Annotated in this window: 15 protein-coding genes; 2 read left to right on the forward strand and 13 right to left on the reverse strand. The window is 67.0% G+C overall.

Features of this window, described 5'->3' with window-relative positions; translation table 11 throughout:
• Positions 1–17: 17 nt before the first annotated feature.
• The 4 genes from AZC_RS11875 to AZC_RS11890 form a co-directional block, all read right to left on the reverse strand.
• Positions 18–992 (reverse strand): beta-ketoacyl-ACP synthase III, encoded by a 975-nt coding sequence (locus AZC_RS11875; RefSeq protein WP_012170821.1) that lies wholly within the window; start codon positions 990–992, stop codon positions 18–20.
• Positions 989–2,056, reverse strand: coding sequence for a phosphate acyltransferase PlsX (gene plsX, locus AZC_RS11880; RefSeq protein ID WP_012170822.1), 1,068 nt, complete (start codon positions 2,054–2,056; stop codon positions 989–991). Before plsX ends, AZC_RS11875 begins: the two co-directional genes overlap by 4 nt.
• Positions 2,057–2,153: 97 nt before the next feature.
• Positions 2,154–2,678: a YceD family protein gene (locus tag AZC_RS11885; protein WP_012170823.1), complete on the reverse strand. Its 525-nt coding sequence runs from the start codon at positions 2,676–2,678 to the stop codon at positions 2,154–2,156.
• Positions 2,675–3,232, reverse strand: coding sequence for a ubiquinol-cytochrome C chaperone family protein (locus tag AZC_RS11890; RefSeq protein ID WP_012170824.1), 558 nt, complete (start codon positions 3,230–3,232; stop codon positions 2,675–2,677). Before AZC_RS11890 ends, AZC_RS11885 begins: the two co-directional genes overlap by 4 nt.
• A gap of 197 nt (positions 3,233–3,429) precedes the next feature.
• Between AZC_RS11890 and AZC_RS11895 the strand changes: the two genes are divergently transcribed.
• Positions 3,430–3,969: an outer membrane protein assembly factor BamE gene (locus tag AZC_RS11895; protein ID WP_415453985.1), complete on the forward strand. Its 540-nt coding sequence runs from the start codon at positions 3,430–3,432 to the stop codon at positions 3,967–3,969.
• 75 nt (positions 3,970–4,044) lie between these two features.
• Here AZC_RS11895 and AZC_RS11900 read toward each other — a convergent pair whose 3' ends face one another.
• From AZC_RS11900 to AZC_RS11910, 3 genes are read right to left on the reverse strand one after another with little or no spacing between them, the layout of a single operon-like run.
• On the reverse strand, positions 4,045–5,037 hold the full coding sequence (locus AZC_RS11900) for a threonine ammonia-lyase (RefSeq protein ID WP_012170826.1): 993 nt from the start codon (positions 5,035–5,037) through the stop codon (positions 4,045–4,047).
• The gene (locus AZC_RS11905) at positions 5,034–6,101 is read right to left on the reverse strand and encodes a glycosyltransferase family 4 protein (protein ID WP_012170827.1); all 1,068 of its coding nucleotides are present in this window, start codon (positions 6,099–6,101) and stop codon (positions 5,034–5,036) included. Before AZC_RS11905 ends, AZC_RS11900 begins: the two co-directional genes overlap by 4 nt.
• Positions 6,101–6,907 (reverse strand): UDP-2,3-diacylglucosamine diphosphatase, encoded by an 807-nt coding sequence (locus tag AZC_RS11910; RefSeq protein WP_012170828.1) that lies wholly within the window; start codon positions 6,905–6,907, stop codon positions 6,101–6,103. Before AZC_RS11910 ends, AZC_RS11905 begins: the two co-directional genes overlap by 1 nt.
• A 231-nt stretch (positions 6,908–7,138) precedes the next feature.
• On the opposite strand from AZC_RS11910, the gene AZC_RS11915 reads away from it, so the two are divergent.
• Positions 7,139–7,987, forward strand: coding sequence for a fumarylacetoacetate hydrolase family protein (locus AZC_RS11915; protein ID WP_012170829.1), 849 nt, complete (start codon positions 7,139–7,141; stop codon positions 7,985–7,987).
• A 70-nt stretch (positions 7,988–8,057) separates the two neighbouring features.
• Here the strand turns inward: AZC_RS11915 and AZC_RS11920 are convergent, their stop codons facing one another.
• The 6 genes from AZC_RS11920 to queA form a co-directional block, all read right to left on the reverse strand.
• Positions 8,058–9,179: a carboxylate-amine ligase gene (locus tag AZC_RS11920; protein ID WP_043879273.1), complete on the reverse strand. Its 1,122-nt coding sequence runs from the start codon at positions 9,177–9,179 to the stop codon at positions 8,058–8,060.
• Positions 9,180–9,413: 234 nt separating this feature from the next.
• Positions 9,414–10,166, reverse strand: coding sequence for a 16S rRNA (uracil(1498)-N(3))-methyltransferase (locus AZC_RS11925; RefSeq protein ID WP_012170831.1), 753 nt, complete (start codon positions 10,164–10,166; stop codon positions 9,414–9,416).
• A 328-nt stretch (positions 10,167–10,494) separates the two neighbouring features.
• Positions 10,495–10,890 carry a c-type cytochrome gene (locus AZC_RS11930; RefSeq protein ID WP_012170832.1) on the reverse strand — a complete coding sequence of 132 codons (396 nt, stop codon included), beginning with the start codon at positions 10,888–10,890 and terminating at the stop codon, positions 10,495–10,497.
• 144 nt (positions 10,891–11,034) lie between these two features.
• Positions 11,035–11,904 (reverse strand): bifunctional methylenetetrahydrofolate dehydrogenase/methenyltetrahydrofolate cyclohydrolase FolD, encoded by an 870-nt coding sequence (folD, locus tag AZC_RS11935; protein WP_173362998.1) that lies wholly within the window; start codon positions 11,902–11,904, stop codon positions 11,035–11,037.
• A gap of 147 nt (positions 11,905–12,051) precedes the next feature.
• A complete protein-coding gene (gene tgt / locus AZC_RS11940) occupies positions 12,052–13,188 on the reverse strand; it encodes a tRNA guanosine(34) transglycosylase Tgt (RefSeq protein ID WP_012170834.1) in 1,137 nt (378 codons plus the stop codon).
• A 60-nt stretch (positions 13,189–13,248) separates the two neighbouring features.
• Positions 13,249–14,313 (reverse strand): tRNA preQ1(34) S-adenosylmethionine ribosyltransferase-isomerase QueA, encoded by a 1,065-nt coding sequence (queA, locus tag AZC_RS11945; RefSeq protein WP_012170835.1) that lies wholly within the window; start codon positions 14,311–14,313, stop codon positions 13,249–13,251.
• Positions 14,314–14,380 lie beyond the last annotated feature (67 nt).

Here is a 14,380-nt window from a genome sequence, read left to right on the forward strand (position 1 = left end):
TTTGCGTCAGGAACAAATTACCAGCGCAGAAGAGCGGAGCCCCAGGTGAAGCCGCCGCCCATCGCCTCGAGCAGAACGAGGTCACCCGGCTTGATGCGCCCGTCCTTCCGGGCGACGTCGAGCGCGAGCGGAATCGAGGCGGCAGAGGTATTTCCGTGCGACTGGACGGTGGTGACCACCTTTTCCGGCGCAATCCCGAGCTTCTGCGCGCTGGCGTCGATGATGCGACGATTGGCCTGATGGGGGACGAACCAGTCGATGGTCTCCGCGCTCTCGCCGGTGGCGGCAAAGGCGTCCACGATCACGTCCGTGATCATGCCGACGGCGTGCTTGAAGACCTCGCGGCCTTCCATGCGCAGATGACCGACGGTGCCCGTGCTGGAGGGCCCGCCGTCCACGAACAGCTTGGAGCGGTGGCGGCCGTCGGAGCGCAGGTGGGAGGTGAGAACGCCCCTGCCCTTCGCCTCGTCCGCCGGCACCCCTTCGAGCACGATGGCACCGGCCCCGTCGCCGAACAGCACGCAGGTGCCGCGGTCATTCCAGTCGAGGATGCGCGAGAAAGTCTCCGCGCCGATCACCAGCGCGCGCTTGAAGGCGCCGGTGCGCAGATGGGCATCGGCCGTCGCGATCGCGAAGACGAAGCCCGAGCACACGGCCTGGAGGTCGAAGGCCGCACCGCGCGTGATGCCGAGCTCGCTCTGGATGGTGACCGCGGTCGCCGGGAAGGTCTGGTCGGGCGTCGACGTGGCAAGGATGATGAGGTCGATGTCGTCGGCCACAAGGCCCGCGTCAGCGAGTGCCGCCTGCGCCGCCTTCAGCCCCAGGGCGGAGGTGAACTCGCCCTCGGCCGCGACGTGCCGTTCCTTGATGCCGGTGCGCTGGACGATCCACTCGTCAGAGGTGTCCACCATTTCGGCCAGATCGGCATTGGTGAGAACCTTCTGCGGAAGATAGGACCCCACGCCGCGAACCACAGAATGAATGCCGATCACGATGAACCTTCCGCCTCCACCGGCTCGCTCCCCCGGCCTGCCGCAGGCAGGCGCGTCACGATGCTTTTTTCGATCCGTTCCAGAAGCCGGTGACGGACCATGTCGTAGCCGAGATCGACCGCCGCCGCGAATCCTTCCGCGTCCGTGCCACCATGGCTCTTGATCACGACCCCGTTGAGGCCGAGGAACACGCCGCCGTTGGAGCGGCGCGGATCCAGCTTCTCACGCAGCGCCGCAAAGGCGTCGCGCGCCAGCAGATAGCCGAGCTTCGCCCGCCAGGTGCGGCTCAGCGCCGCGCGGAGATAGCTGGCGATCTGCTTGGCCGTGCCTTCGGCGGTCTTGAGCGCGATGTTGCCGGAGAAGCCCTCCGTCACCACCACATCCACGGTGCCGGAGCCGATGTCGTTACCCTCGACGAAGCCGAAATAATTCACCCCGGCGACGCCCTCCTCGCGCAGGATGCGGCCGGCTTCCTTGACCTCCTCGACGCCCTTCACCTCCTCGACGCCCACATTCAGCAGGCCGACGGTGGGGCGCTCGATGTCGAAGACGGTGCTGGCCATGGCCGAGCCCATGATCGCCATCTCGATGAGGCTCTGCGACGTCGCGCCGATGGAGGCGCCGACGTCCAGCACGATGCTTTCCCCGCGCAGGGTCGGCCAGATGGCGGCGATGGCCGGGCGGCCGATGCCGGGCATGGTGCGCAGGTTCACCTTGGCCATGGCCATGAGCGCGCCGGTGTTGCCGGCGGATACGGCGGCATCCGCCTCGCCCGCCTTCACCGCATCGATGCAGCGCCACATGGAGGATTTGTAGCGCCCCCTCCGCAGTGCCTGGCTGGGCTTGTCGTCCATCCCCACCACCACATCGGTGTGGATGATCCGGGAGGCGGTCGACAGGGCGGGATAGCGCGCGAGAATCGGACGGATGGCCGCTTCGTCGCCGAACAGAAGGAAAGAGGTATCGGGATGGCGCACGCGCGCGAGTTCGACGCCGGGCAGCACGACCTCGGGGCCGTGGTCGCCGCCCATGGCGTCAATGGCAATGCGAACGGGTGCGCTCATCGGCCCTGAATTCCTGAAACAATCCGCGCAGCGACGCAACAGACGCCGGCGGGCGGAAAATAGCCACTCGCCCGCACATCGCAACTCCGGTGGAAAATCACGGCTTTTCCTTCAGCCGCGCGAGCGCCGCGAAAGGCGACACCGGGGCCTCGGCAGGATCGGATTCCTGATAGGCCTTGAACACCTCACCGTCCTTGCGCGGATAGGGATCGAGCCCGAGTGCGAGGAACTCGGTCACGAGCAGCCCGAGGTCGATGCTGCCGTTCTCGATGAGGTCGGGCGGATCGAAATCGCTCTCTTCCGGCGCATCCGCCACTTCCCGGGCGATGATGTCGGCGGTGGCGAAGCGCACGTCCAGTTCCTCGGAAAAGGAAGACTCGAAGGGTTCAAGGGAGACGACGGAAATCTGTGTCACTTTCGCGCTGACGCGCCCGGTGACGCGGGCGCCATCCGCCTTCTCCTGCGTCAGGCGCAGTTTCGCCACCACCTCGCTCACGGCCGGAATATCGAGGTGGCGGGCCATCGCCGCGCAGACGTCCGCATCCGGCTTCAGGGTCAGTTCGAGGCCCTGCGGCGGGATGTCCGCAACGGCGAGGATCTGGGAATAGGGAAGATCGGTCACGGTTGTGTGGCCTCCTCGGCCCTCGGGAGCGGGAACGCAATGCGGCCCCGCGCGAAATCGGAATCAGCCTGCGTGCCGAGCGCGGCAAGGCAGTCCCGGACATAGGCGGCGAGCGCGGAAGAGCGGCCGGACAGGCCAGCCTCGTGATAGCGCTCGAAGAGGTTGCGCGACAAGGCTTCGGCGAGCGCCGGACCGGTCTCTGCCAGGGCGGCATCATAGGCGGCCGCCCGGTCATAGAAGGCGTTGCCGATCTTCTTCATCTTCTTGGGGACGGAGAGATCGCCGATACCCATCTCGCGCAGGGTGCTGTCCATATCGGCCAGGAAGGCGTCGAATACCTCCTGCGACAGCGCCCGCACCTCACCCTCGGCCGCGCCGAGGCGGCGGCAGGCGAGATGGACGTGCAGCATCAGCAGTTCCAGCCGCCCTTCGGCGGTGTCGGGAACATGGAAGTCGGTGTAGAACACCGGTTGCCGCGCCTGCGCCACGATCGCGCCATACAGGCGCTCAATGGTCTCGCGCGTCTGGGATCGACGGAACAGGTTCAGAATCATGACTTGCGGTTCTGTGGGCCGGCCGGGTACCTGACGCGAACGGTGTCGAGCGGCGTAACCCGCGTTGGGCGCGGTGGCAAGGGCGGGTCTGGGCGCTCGTGCCTCGGGGTTCTGTGGTAATCACGGAACCGATCGTGCACGAACGGGCGCTCGCGGCGCCGATTCGGATGATGTGGCGCATATTTAAGAGGTACAGCGTGGCACCAGGACGGTCTGCACAGAGGTCTGCCTCCTCCCTTCCGGTCCGGCGGGTCTCCGCGGCGACGACCGCCGCCGCGCTCGCGCTGGCCGGGCTCTCGCTTGCGGCCTGCGGCAGCCTTCCGCCCATGGGCGTCGCCGCGGGCAATCCGCCCACCGGCATCGTGCGCACCTACCAGCGGGGCTATGTGCTCAGCGACGGCGCGCTGGAGCAGGTGCCGGTCGGCTCCAGCCGTGAGCAGGTGCTGCTGGTGCTCGGCACGCCCTCCACCGTGTCCACCCTCAATGGCGATGTCTTCTATTACATCTCCCAGACCGAGAAGCGCGTCGCCTTCCTGAAGCCGGAGATCACCGACCAGAAGGTGCTGGCGGTCTATTTCGGCAAGGACAAGCGTGTGACCCGCATCGCCAATTACGGTCTGCAGGACGGCAAGGTCTTCGACTTCGTCTCCCAGACTACCCCGACCGGCGGCGAAGAGCTCAGCATCATCAAGCAGCTCATCAGCGCCACGGACTTCTCGCCGGGCTTCGCCCGCTGAGCGAAGCCTCCCGCAGAACGACAAAGGCCCGGAACGGATCATTCCGGGCCTTTTTGTTGGGTGCCGCAGGTTCCTTCAGAGCGTCTTGAGGCAGGCCTCGAAGGTCTCCGGATCCACATTGCCGCCGGACAGGACGATGGCGACCGTCTTGTCCCTGGCGGGGATGCGGCCTTCCAGCAGGGCCGCCAGCGCGACTGCGCCGCCCGGCTCCACCACCAGCTTCAGTTCCAGGAAGGCAAAGGCGACGGCGCGCGCTACCTCCGCGTCGGTCGCCGAGACCGCGCCGCCCGTGAGCTTGCTGTTGACCGCGAATGTGATCTCACCAGGCGTCGGCGCCAGCAGCGCATCGCAGAAGGAGCCCGCCGGCTTCGCATTGCGCTCGCGAATGCCGGACTTGTAGGAGCGGGCGTGGTCGTCGAAGTCCGCCGGCTCCGCCGTCAGCGGCAGAGCGTCCGGGAAGCGCGCCTTCACCGCCAGGGAGATGCCCGCCATGAGACCGCCTCCGGACGCGTTGGCCGAGACGATATCGAGGGAAAGGCCGAGCGCCGCTAGATCCTCGCAGATCTCGCGTCCCACCGTCCCCTGCCCGGCGATCACGTCCGGATCGTCATAGGGCGGCACGAAGACGGCGCCGCGCTCGGCGGCGATGGCATTGGCGATGGCGTCGCGATCCTCGGTCACGCGGTCATAGCCGACCACCTGCGCGCCCAGGGCCTTGGTGCGCTCGCGCTTCAGCGCGGGGGCGTCGTTGGGCATGACGATGACGGCGGGCATGCCGAGCAGCTTGGCGGCGGCGGCGAGGCCCTGCGCGTGATTGCCCGACGAGCATGCCACCACGCCGGCGGCGCGGCGCTCTTCCGGGATCTGCACCGCGCGATTGTAGGCGCCGCGGAACTTGAAGGAACCGGTGCGCTGGAGCGTCTCGGGCTTCAGGAAGATGCGGCCGCCCGTCATGTCGCTGAGCAGCGGCGAATAGACGAGCGGGGTGCGGACGGCCACGCCCTTGAGGCGTTCGGCGGCGGCATCCACATCGGCGGCGGTCGGAATCGGACGAGCGTGCGCGTTCATGCGCGCGACAATATCCGAGGCCGCCGCAGCAGGCGATAGCGCCGCGCGATCGGGCCGATGTCGTGCGCGATCAGCACGTTGTCGAGGAACTGGCGGGCACTCTCCCGCCAGGTGTGGCGCAGAGCGAATTCCCGCGCTGCGAGCGGCGAAAGTTCCAGCGCCTTGAGGCAGGCGGTGCGCAGGTCCTCGTCGAGGATGCCGATGGTCCCCTGCTCCGGGCCGATGACGTCGAGCGGCCCGGTGACGGGATAGGCCGCGACCGGCAGCCCGCTGGCCAGCGCTTCCAGAAGCACGATGCCGTAGGTGTCGGTGCGGCTCGGAAAGACGAAGACGTCGCTCGCCGAATAGACGTAGGCGAGATCCTCGCCCTCCTTCGGTCCGAGGAAATGCGCCTGCGGGAAACGCTCCTTCAGGCTCGCCAACGCCGGACCGCCGCCCACCACCACCTTCGAGCCAGGCAGGTCGAGGGCGAGGAAGGCCTCGATGTTCTTCTCGACCGCCACCCGGCCGACGAAGGTGAAGATGGGACGCGGCAGGTTCAGCGTTGCCTCGGGGCGCGGGCGGAACAGCTCGGCATCGACGCCGCGGGTCCAGCGCATCAGCCGCTTGAAGCCGCGGGCCTCAAGATCGCGCTCCAGCGTCGCGGTGGAGACCATGACGCCGCCGCCTGCATTGTGGAAGGAGCGCAGCCAGGCATAGGTCAGGCGCTCCGGCACCGGGGCCCGGGCGCGCAGATATTCCGGAAATTTCGTGTGATACGAGGTGGTGAAGGTGCGCTTGGTGGCGATGCAGGCGCGGCGCACCAGAATGCCGATCGGCCCTTCGGTGGCCACATGCACGAAATCCGGCTTCATGGCCTCGATGCGGCGCATGATCATGCGCGGCGTCGCCAGCGACAGGCGGATTTCGTTGTAGGAGGGCAAGGGAATGGTCCGGAACCCCTGGGGGGTCAGGAACTCCAGTTCCGCTCCGAGATTGGATGCCTCGTGTGCGGTCTGCTCCAGCGATCGCACCACGCCGTTGATTTGCGGATGCCACGCATCCGTCGCCACCAATACCCGCATCAGGCCGCCGCGCGCGCTCCCTGGAGCGGTTCGCCGGAGAGTTCCGCGGCCCGCACCTGCTTCGCCCAATAGATGATTTCAAGCCGGCCGTCTTCATGCTCCGCAATAGCGGTGCAGCTCTCCACCCAGTCGCCGCAGTTGACGTAATGGACGCCGTGGGTGTCGTGCTCGATGGCGTGGTGGATGTGGCCGCAGATGACGCCATCCACCTTCTGGCGGCGGGCCTCCTCGGCGAGCGCTTCCTCGAACTTGCCGATGAAGTTCACCGCATTCTTCACCTTCAGCTTCGCCCACTGGCTGAGCGACCAATAGGTGAGGCCGAGCTTGCGGCGCACGAGGTTGACGTAGGTGTTCACCAGCAGGGCGAACGAATAGGCGCCGTCGCCCAGGAAGGCGAGCCACTTGGCGTGGCGCACCACCACGTCGAACACGTCGCCATGGATGACAAGGTAGCGCTTGCCCGCGGCGGTCTCGTGGATGATGCTTTCCACCACCTCGATGCCGCCGAAGTGCATGCCGTAGTAATCGCGCAGGAATTCATCGTGATTGCCGGGCAGATAGACGATGCGCGCGCCCTTGCGGCCCTTGCGCAGCAGCTTCTGCACGACGTCATTGTGCTTCTGCGGCCAGTACCACGAAGCACGCAACCGCCATCCATCGACGATATCGCCGACCAGATAGATGGTATCTGCGTCATGATACTTGAGAAAATCGAGAAAGAGATCCGCCTGACATCCCTTCGTCCCAAGATGGACGTCGGAGATGAACAGCGCACGGAACCGGCGTTCTTCAGGGCTGTCGCTCACGCGGAGGGCCTCATTCCGGTTATGCTACGGGATAGCATGATGCCGGACTTAGCCGGAGTCGTGTATCCCTTTTATGACGCACCCGCGAAGGAAGGGCCAGCGGCAGGCGGTTTCAAGGCGACGGCGCGGCGCTGCCGTGGCCGAGCCCATTGACCAAACGGGCGCTCCGGGCCAGCTTGCCGCCCCTCCGCCCGTCCGCGGTGCGGCATAATTCCCAAGGGAGAAACATCCATGAAGCTCGTCCGCTTCGGCGCCCCAGGTCAGGAAAAGCCGGGTCTAATCGATTCAAGCGGGAAGATCCGCGACCTGTCCGGCGTCGTCTCCGACATTGGCGGCGAGGTTCTCACCCGCGCCGGTCTTGCCAAGATCGCGGCCCTCGATCCCGCCGGCCTGCCGCTGGCGCCCGAGGGCGTGCGCCTCGGCTCCTGCGTGGCGCGGCCCGGCAACTTCATCGCCGTGGGCCTCAATTATGCGGACCACGCGGCCGAAACGAACAATCCGATTCCCGAGGAGCCGGTGCTGTTCAACAAGGCGCCGAACTGCGTGGTCGGCCCCAATGACGACGTGATGGTCCCCAAGAATTCCCAGAAACTCGACTGGGAAGTGGAACTGGTCATCGTCATCGGCGACCGCGCCCGCTATGTGGACGAGAAGGACGCCCTCAAGCACGTCGCCGGCTACACGATCTGCAACGACGTGTCCGAGCGTCACTTCCAGATCGAGCGCGCCGGCCAGTGGACCAAGGGCAAGGGCAGCGAGACCTTCGGCCCGCTCGGCCCCTGGATGGTCACCACGGACGAACTGACCGACACCTCCAGCCTCGGCATGTGGCTCGAGGTGAACGGCGAACGGGTGCAGAACGGCTCGACGAAGACGATGATCTTCAACGTCGCCTATCTCGTCTCCTACATCAGCCAGTTCATGGTGCTCGATCCCGGCGACATCATCACCACCGGCACCCCGCCCGGCGTCGGCCTCGGCTTCAAGCCGCCGCGCTATCTGAAGGCGGGCGACGTGGTGCGCCTTGGCATCGACGGCCTCGGCGAGCAGCAGCAGACCATCGTGCCGTTCAAGCTCTGAGCTTGTCCTGACGAAGTGAAAATGAGGGCCGCCGACGCCCCGGCGGCCCTTTTTGTTTGGCGGCCCCGCCTCACTGGAGCGTGGCGTGAGCGAGCCAGGTCTTCACCGCCTGGAGGGCCTCACCGCGGTTGCCCGTGCGGTGGTGCGCCTCCTGATAGACGGCGATCTGCATGTCGGCGCTGGTGCCGGCGTCCGGAATGGTGCGCAAATGGAGCAGTGCATCGAGGCAGCCGAGATCCTCGGCATCATCGGCCACGAGGGCGATGAGCTGGTCGAGGGCATCGCGCACCTGGATCGCGCGCTGTTCCGCGAGGTCCACGAACGAGCCGTGGATGCCGTAGCGCTGGGCTCGCCATTTGTTCTCGTTGGCGATGGCCCGGTCCACCGCGCCGATATGCCGGTGGTGCTCGGGATGGCGCACGAGGAAGCGCACGAGCGAGCGATAGAGGGCGGCGAGCGCCACCGCATCCTCCACCCGCGTGCAGGCGTCGGGCGCCCTCAGCTCCAGGGTCGGATGCTTCTGCGAGGGGCGGATCGCCCACCACACGTAGCTCGAATCGCTGATGGCCCGCGCGCCCACGAGCGCCGCCACATATTCCTCATAGGCCGCATTGTCCTCGAACAACTCGGGCAGGCCAGTGCGGGGCAGCTCGTCATAGGCCGCAAGGCGATAGCCCATCAGGCCGGTCTGCCGCGAGCCCCAGAAGGGCGAGGAGGTGGACAGGGCGATGAAGTGGGGCAGATAGGGCGTGATACGCCGCATGACGTCCACGCGCAGGTCCGGATCGGGCAGTTCCACATGAACGTGCAGGCCGCACACCATGTTGCGCTCGCCGAGCATCTGCAGATCCTGCATCAACCCGTCGTAGCGGTTGGCCTTGGTGGCGCGCACATTGTCCCAGCTCGCGGTGGGATGGGTGCCGGCGGCGATGAAGCCAAGGCCGTGTTCGGCTGCGACGCGCCCGGCAATGTGGCGCAGGTCGCGCAGCTCATCGAGCGCGTCGCCGATGCGGTCCGTCGGAGCGGTGGCCATTTCGAGCTGCGACTGGAGCAGTTCGACCGTGATGGAGTCGCCGAGGCGATCGCGCAGCGCATCGAAGAAGCCGGACGGCATCCGGCGCAGCGCCGCTTTAGTCTCGGCATCCACGACGAAGAACTCTTCCTCGATGCCGAAGCGATAATCATTGGACATGCGTACCTCCCGGCTCGCCAGCGAGCCAAGTCGAAGCACTAACGCTTCGACCGGCGCGAAGTTGCGCTGAGGGTGATCGCAAATCCGTCAGCAATGGGGCACGCGCAAAAGACTGGAATCAAACCAGCCCACGTCGCTGATCTTCTGCCTCAAAACACAATGTGAACGCTGGCGTTGCCGTGGGATCGAAAATATTTCCAGCTCTCCACACGGTGAGCGGGAACTTTTTCGACTTCAACCGGAAGTGGGTCTCCAGTCCCCGCACACCGCCTGAACGAGCGCGAGTGCTGCGACCCCTGCCGTGTCGGCGCGCAGGATTCGCGGCCCGAGTGCGATGACGATCACACGCTCCTGCCGATGCAGAAGCGTCCGCTCGTCCGCGGAGAAGCCGCCTTCCGGACCGATCAGGACGGTGATGGGCCCGCCCGCCGCAGGCCGCAGCGCCACGAGCGGGTCGGCGACGGGCGCGGCCTCGTCGCAGAACACGAGCATGTCGTCGGCCGGCCGGGCGCCGAGAAAGGCGGAAAGCCCCTGCGGGGCGCGCACCGACGGGATGGTGAGGATGCCGCATTGTTCGGCCGCCTCGATGGCGTTCGCCTCCATGCGCTCGCCGTTCACCCGGGGAATCTGCGTGTGCTGGGTCAGCACTGGTGCCAGCACGCCGGCGCCCATCTCCACGGCCTTCTGGACCATGTAATCGAGGCGGGCGTGCTTCAGCGGCGCGAAGGCGTAGGTGAGGCCGGCGGCAGCCGGCTGGGGTCGGGTCTGGCCGCCGATGGACAGGCGTACCTCTTTCTTGCCGCCCTCGATGCGGGTCGCCCGCCACTCCCCGTCCCGCCCGTTGAAGACCAGCAGGCCGCCGCGCACGGGCAGGCGAATCACGTTCGCGACGTAATGGGCCTGCTCCGACGGCAGCGAGAAGGTGGTGTCCGCAGCAAGATCCTCGCGAACGAACAGGCGCTGGGCGCGGAAATCATGATCGGGCATCGGCCTCTCCCCGGCCGTGGCAGGACGGCCCAAAGCGATCGCGCGGCGCGGTACGCGCCATCTGTCCCGCCCTTCACCACGGCGGGTCGAGACGCGCAAGAGAGGATGTCGAGAGAAAGTGGGAGGTCAGGGCGAGCGTGCGAGCGGCTCGAAATGACAAAGGTGCTGTGATCGTGCGGGGGCGCCATGCCGACGACCCCCGCCACGGCGCCAGGCGGTGAATGCCTCACCGCCGGGGCGCCCCCCGCACGACCTACGCGCCTGACCGGCTTTAGAACCATTGCAAATCAGCGCCGGTCGCACATCACCCGTATGGGTGACGCAAGGATCACTTCTTCGACCCGTCGGCGTTGAACTGCGCCAGATAGGCGATGAGGTCGGCGCGCTCGGCTTCGTTCTTGATGCCGATGAACGCCATCTTGCCCTTGGGAGCGAGAACCTTGGGATTGGTCAGGTAGTCGTTGAGGGTCGCCTCGTCCCACACCTTGCCCGCGGCAGCGCCAGCCTTGATGTCCTCGGAATAGGCATAGCCCTCGAAATGGGCCCACTTGGCGCCGACGATGCCGTTCAGAGGCGGGCCGACCTTGGTCTTGGCTTCGGGGCCGACGGCATGGCAGGCCATGCACTTCTTGAACGCCTGTTCGCCCTTGGCCACGTCCGCATCGGCGGACGCCAGCGCCGTGGAGGCCGCAAGGGCCAGAACAGCAAGCAGAATACGAGTCATGTGCGGTCCTTCTGAGCATGCGGCACGAGCCGCAGCGAAGGCGCACGATATAGCCCGGTTTGGATCTCTTCCAAGTGGCAGAGGGCCGCGCCTTGGCGGCGCGGCCCTGCGACATGCGCGCCCTGCCGGGGGCCACGCGCGGACTCAGAGCCCCTTCTGGCGGCGGGCGGCGGTGAGGGTGTTCTGGAGAAGGCAGGCGATGGTCATGGGGCCGACGCCGCCGGGCACGGGCGTGATGAGGCCGGCGACGCCCAGCGCCTCCTCATAGGCCACATCGCCCACAAGGCGCGTCTTGCCGTCCGCCTTCGGCACGCGGTTGATGCCGACGTCGATGACCGTGGCACCGGGCTTGATCCAGTCGCCCCGCACCATCTCCGGGCGGCCGACGGCGGCAACCAGAATGTCAGCCTGGCGGCACATGCCCGGCAGATCGCGGGTGCGCGAATGGGCGATCGTAACGGTGCAGTCCTCCCGCAGCAGAAGCTGCGCCGCCGGCTTGCCGACGATGTTGGAGCGCCCAACCACCACGGCATTGAGCCCGGAGAGATTGCCCAGGTGATGCTTCAGCAGCATCACGCAGCCGAGCGGCGTGCAGGGCACGAGGGCGTCGAGGCCCACCGCGAGGCGGCCGGCATTCACCACATGGAAGCCGTCCACATCCTTTGCCGGATCGATGGCGGCCAGGACCTTCATGGAATCGAGATGGGCCGGCAGCGGAAGCTGCACGAGAATGCCGTTCACCGCCGGATCGGCGTTGAGCTTTTCCACCAGCGCCAGAAGGTCGGCTTCCGCCGTGTCGGCCGGCAGCTTGTACTCGAATGAGGCCATGCCGGCCTCCGCCGTCTGGGCGGCCTTGTTGCGCACATAGACCTGGCTCGCCGGGTCCTCGCCCACCAGCACCACCGCGAGACCGGGCTTCAGGTCATGGTCCCGCACCAGTACGGCGACCTCTTCGGCAATGCGGGCGCGCAGGCCAGCGGCGAACGCCTTTCCGTCGATGGGCTTGGTCTCGATCACGGAGCGATCCTCGGGGCTTGTGAAGGCGAGCGTGTTCTGGGCGGCAAGGCGGAACGGTGCAACCCCAAAAGGCGCGCCCCTCCCCTGCGCTCAGGCAACGCACCTTACGAAGAAACTAATTTTCGTTCTAGGAATATTTCCGATTCAGGCCAGGCGTGGAATATCGCCGCGCGCCCAGCCTTCCTTCGTCTCCCTGCGGAAATCCTCGAACCGCCCTTCGGCGATGGCCCCGCGGATGCCGCGCATGAGGTCCTGGTAATAATGGAGGTTCGCCCAGGAGATCAGCATGGCCCCCAGCATCTCCTCGCAGCGCACAAGGTGGTGGAGATAGGCCCGGGAATAATCCCGCAGCGCCGGGCAATCACTCTCTTCGTCGAGCGGGCGGGAATCTTCCGCATGGCGGGCATTCTTGAGGTTGATACGGCCGAAGCGGGTGAAGGCCAGCGCATGGCGGCCCGAGCGGGTGGGCATCACGCAGTCGAACATGTCGATGCCCCGCGCCACGGCCTCCAGCATGTCGTCTGGCGTGCCGACCCCCATGAGATAGCGGGGCTTTTCCTTGGGCAGGTGCGGCTCGACCGTCTCGATCATGTCCAGCATGACCTCTTGCGGCTCGCCGACCGCGAGGCCGCCGATGGAATAGCCGGGGAAGTCCATAGCCGCGAGCTCGCGGGCGGATTCGATGCGCAGGCGCGGCACCGCCCCGCCCTGCACGATGCCGTACAGCGCCCGCCCCTTGGGCTGAAGCTCGAACGCCTTCTTCGAGCGCTCCGCCCAGCGCAGCGACAGGCGCATGGCGCGCTCGGCCTCGGCTTCCTCGCAGGGCAGGCTGACGCATTCATCGAGCTGCATCTGGATGTCAGCGCCGAGCAGGCCCTGGATCTCGATGGAGCGCTCCGGGGTCATCTCGTGCAGCGCGCCGTCCACGTGCGAACGGAAGGTGACGCCCTTCTCGGTGATTTTGCGCAGGCCGGACAGGGACATGACCTGGAAACCGCCGGAATCGGTGAGGATCGGCCGCTCCCAGCGCATGAATTTATGCAGCCCGCCGAGCTTGGCCACCCGCTCCGCGCTCGGGCGCAGCATCAGGTGATAGGTGTTACCCAGCAGGATGTCGGCGCCGGTGGCCCGCACCTGTTCGGGATAGATGCCCTTGACGGTGGCCACTGTGCCGACCGGCATGAAGGCGGGCGTGCGGATCTCGCCGCGCGGCGTGGAAATGGCGCCCGTGCGGGCGGTGCCGTCGGTCGCGTGGACCTTGAAGGAGAAGGTGTCGGTCATTTCGGCTGCTCTAGAGCACGGGCCGGCCCGAATGAAAAGCGCGCCGCACGTATGGCAACCTCACCGTTCCAGTAGGCAGGCGTCGCCGTAGGAATAGAAGCGATAGCCGGAGGCGATGGCGTGGGCGTAAGCGCGCTTCTGGGTCTCGTGTCCCACGAAGGCAGCCACCAGCATCACCAGCGTCGATCTCGGCAGGTGGAAATTGGTGAGCATCACATCGGAGGCACGGAAGGCATAGCCGGGCGTGATGAAGATGTCCGTCTCGCCGAGATAGGGGCGGATGGACCCCTCCGGCGTCGCCGCGGTCTCGATGAGGCGGGTAGCGGTTGAGCCCACGGTGATGATGCGCCCGCCCCGGGCCTTCACCGCATTGAGCTCCGCCGCCGTTTCGGGGCTCACCTCGCCCCATTCCGCATGCATCTGGTGGTCGGTGGTGTCCTCGGCCTTCACCGGCAGGAAGGTGCCCGCCCCCACATGCAGCGTGACCGTGTAGCGGGAGACGCCGCGCGCCGCGATCTTCGCCAGCAGGTCGGGCGTGAAATGCAGGCTCGCCGTCGGCGCAGCGACCGAGCCCTCCACGCGGGCGAACACCGGCTGGTAGTCGGTGCGGTCGCGATCGTCTTCGGGCCGCTTGGCGGCGATGTAGGGCGGCAGCGGCATGTGACCGATGGCGTCGATGGCCGCATCCAGCTCAGGGCCGGACAGGGCAAAGGCGAAATGCACCTCGCCGCTCTCCAGCTTGTCGAGAACACGGGCCTCCAAAGTGCCGCCGCTCGCGCCGGCAAAGACCACGGTCTCGCCCACCGCGAGGCGCTTGGCGGGCTTGGCGAAGGCGGCCCAGGCCGAACCCGAGAGGCGGCGGATGAGAGTCGCCTCGATGGCCACCGTGCTGCCGCCGGCACGGGTGCGCGTGCCATCGAGCCGGGCCGGGATCACTTTCGTGTCATTGACCACCAAGGCGTCGCCCGGCTGGAGCAGATCCGGAAGGTCGGCGATGGTGCGGTCTTCCAGTTCCGGCGCTGCGCCGGGACGCACGCGCAGCAGGCGCGCACTCTCCCGCGGTTCGGCGGGGCGCAAAGCGATGCGTTCGGGGGGAAGGTCGAAATCGAAGGCGTCGACGCGCATGGGTCCTCGAGGGGCCTCGCCAGAGGCCCGGCTGCGTTGGGCGCCCGCTCTTAGCGGGCATGCGCGC

Source organism: Azorhizobium caulinodans ORS 571, from assembly GCF_000010525.1.
GTDB lineage: Bacteria > Pseudomonadota > Alphaproteobacteria > Rhizobiales > Xanthobacteraceae > Azorhizobium > Azorhizobium caulinodans.

Bases quoted from the DNA above. Each gene is read 5' to 3' on its own strand.
- tgt (WP_012170834.1), bottom strand. From the start codon at position 13,188: ATGACCGACACCTTCTCCTTCAAGGTCCACGCGACCGACGGCACCGCC.
- AZC_RS11890 (WP_012170824.1), bottom strand. From the start codon at position 3,232: ATGATTCTGAACCTGTTCCGTCGATCCCAGACGCGCGAGACCATTGAG.
- AZC_RS11900 (WP_012170826.1), bottom strand. From the start codon at position 5,037: ATGAACGCGCACGCTCGTCCGATTCCGACCGCCGCCGATGTGGATGCC.
- AZC_RS11930 (WP_012170832.1), bottom strand. From the start codon at position 10,890: ATGACTCGTATTCTGCTTGCTGTTCTGGCCCTTGCGGCCTCCACGGCG.
- AZC_RS11920 (WP_043879273.1), bottom strand. From the start codon at position 9,179: ATGTCCAATGATTATCGCTTCGGCATCGAGGAAGAGTTCTTCGTCGTG.
- AZC_RS11905 (WP_012170827.1), bottom strand. From the start codon at position 6,101: ATGCGGGTATTGGTGGCGACGGATGCGTGGCATCCGCAAATCAACGGC.
- queA (WP_012170835.1), bottom strand. From the start codon at position 14,313: ATGCGCGTCGACGCCTTCGATTTCGACCTTCCCCCCGAACGCATCGCT.
- AZC_RS11915 (WP_012170829.1), top strand. From the start codon at position 7,139: ATGAAGCTCGTCCGCTTCGGCGCCCCAGGTCAGGAAAAGCCGGGTCTA.
- AZC_RS11925 (WP_012170831.1), bottom strand. From the start codon at position 10,166: ATGCCCGATCATGATTTCCGCGCCCAGCGCCTGTTCGTTCGCGAGGAT.
- plsX (WP_012170822.1), bottom strand. From the start codon at position 2,056: ATGAGCGCACCCGTTCGCATTGCCATTGACGCCATGGGCGGCGACCAC.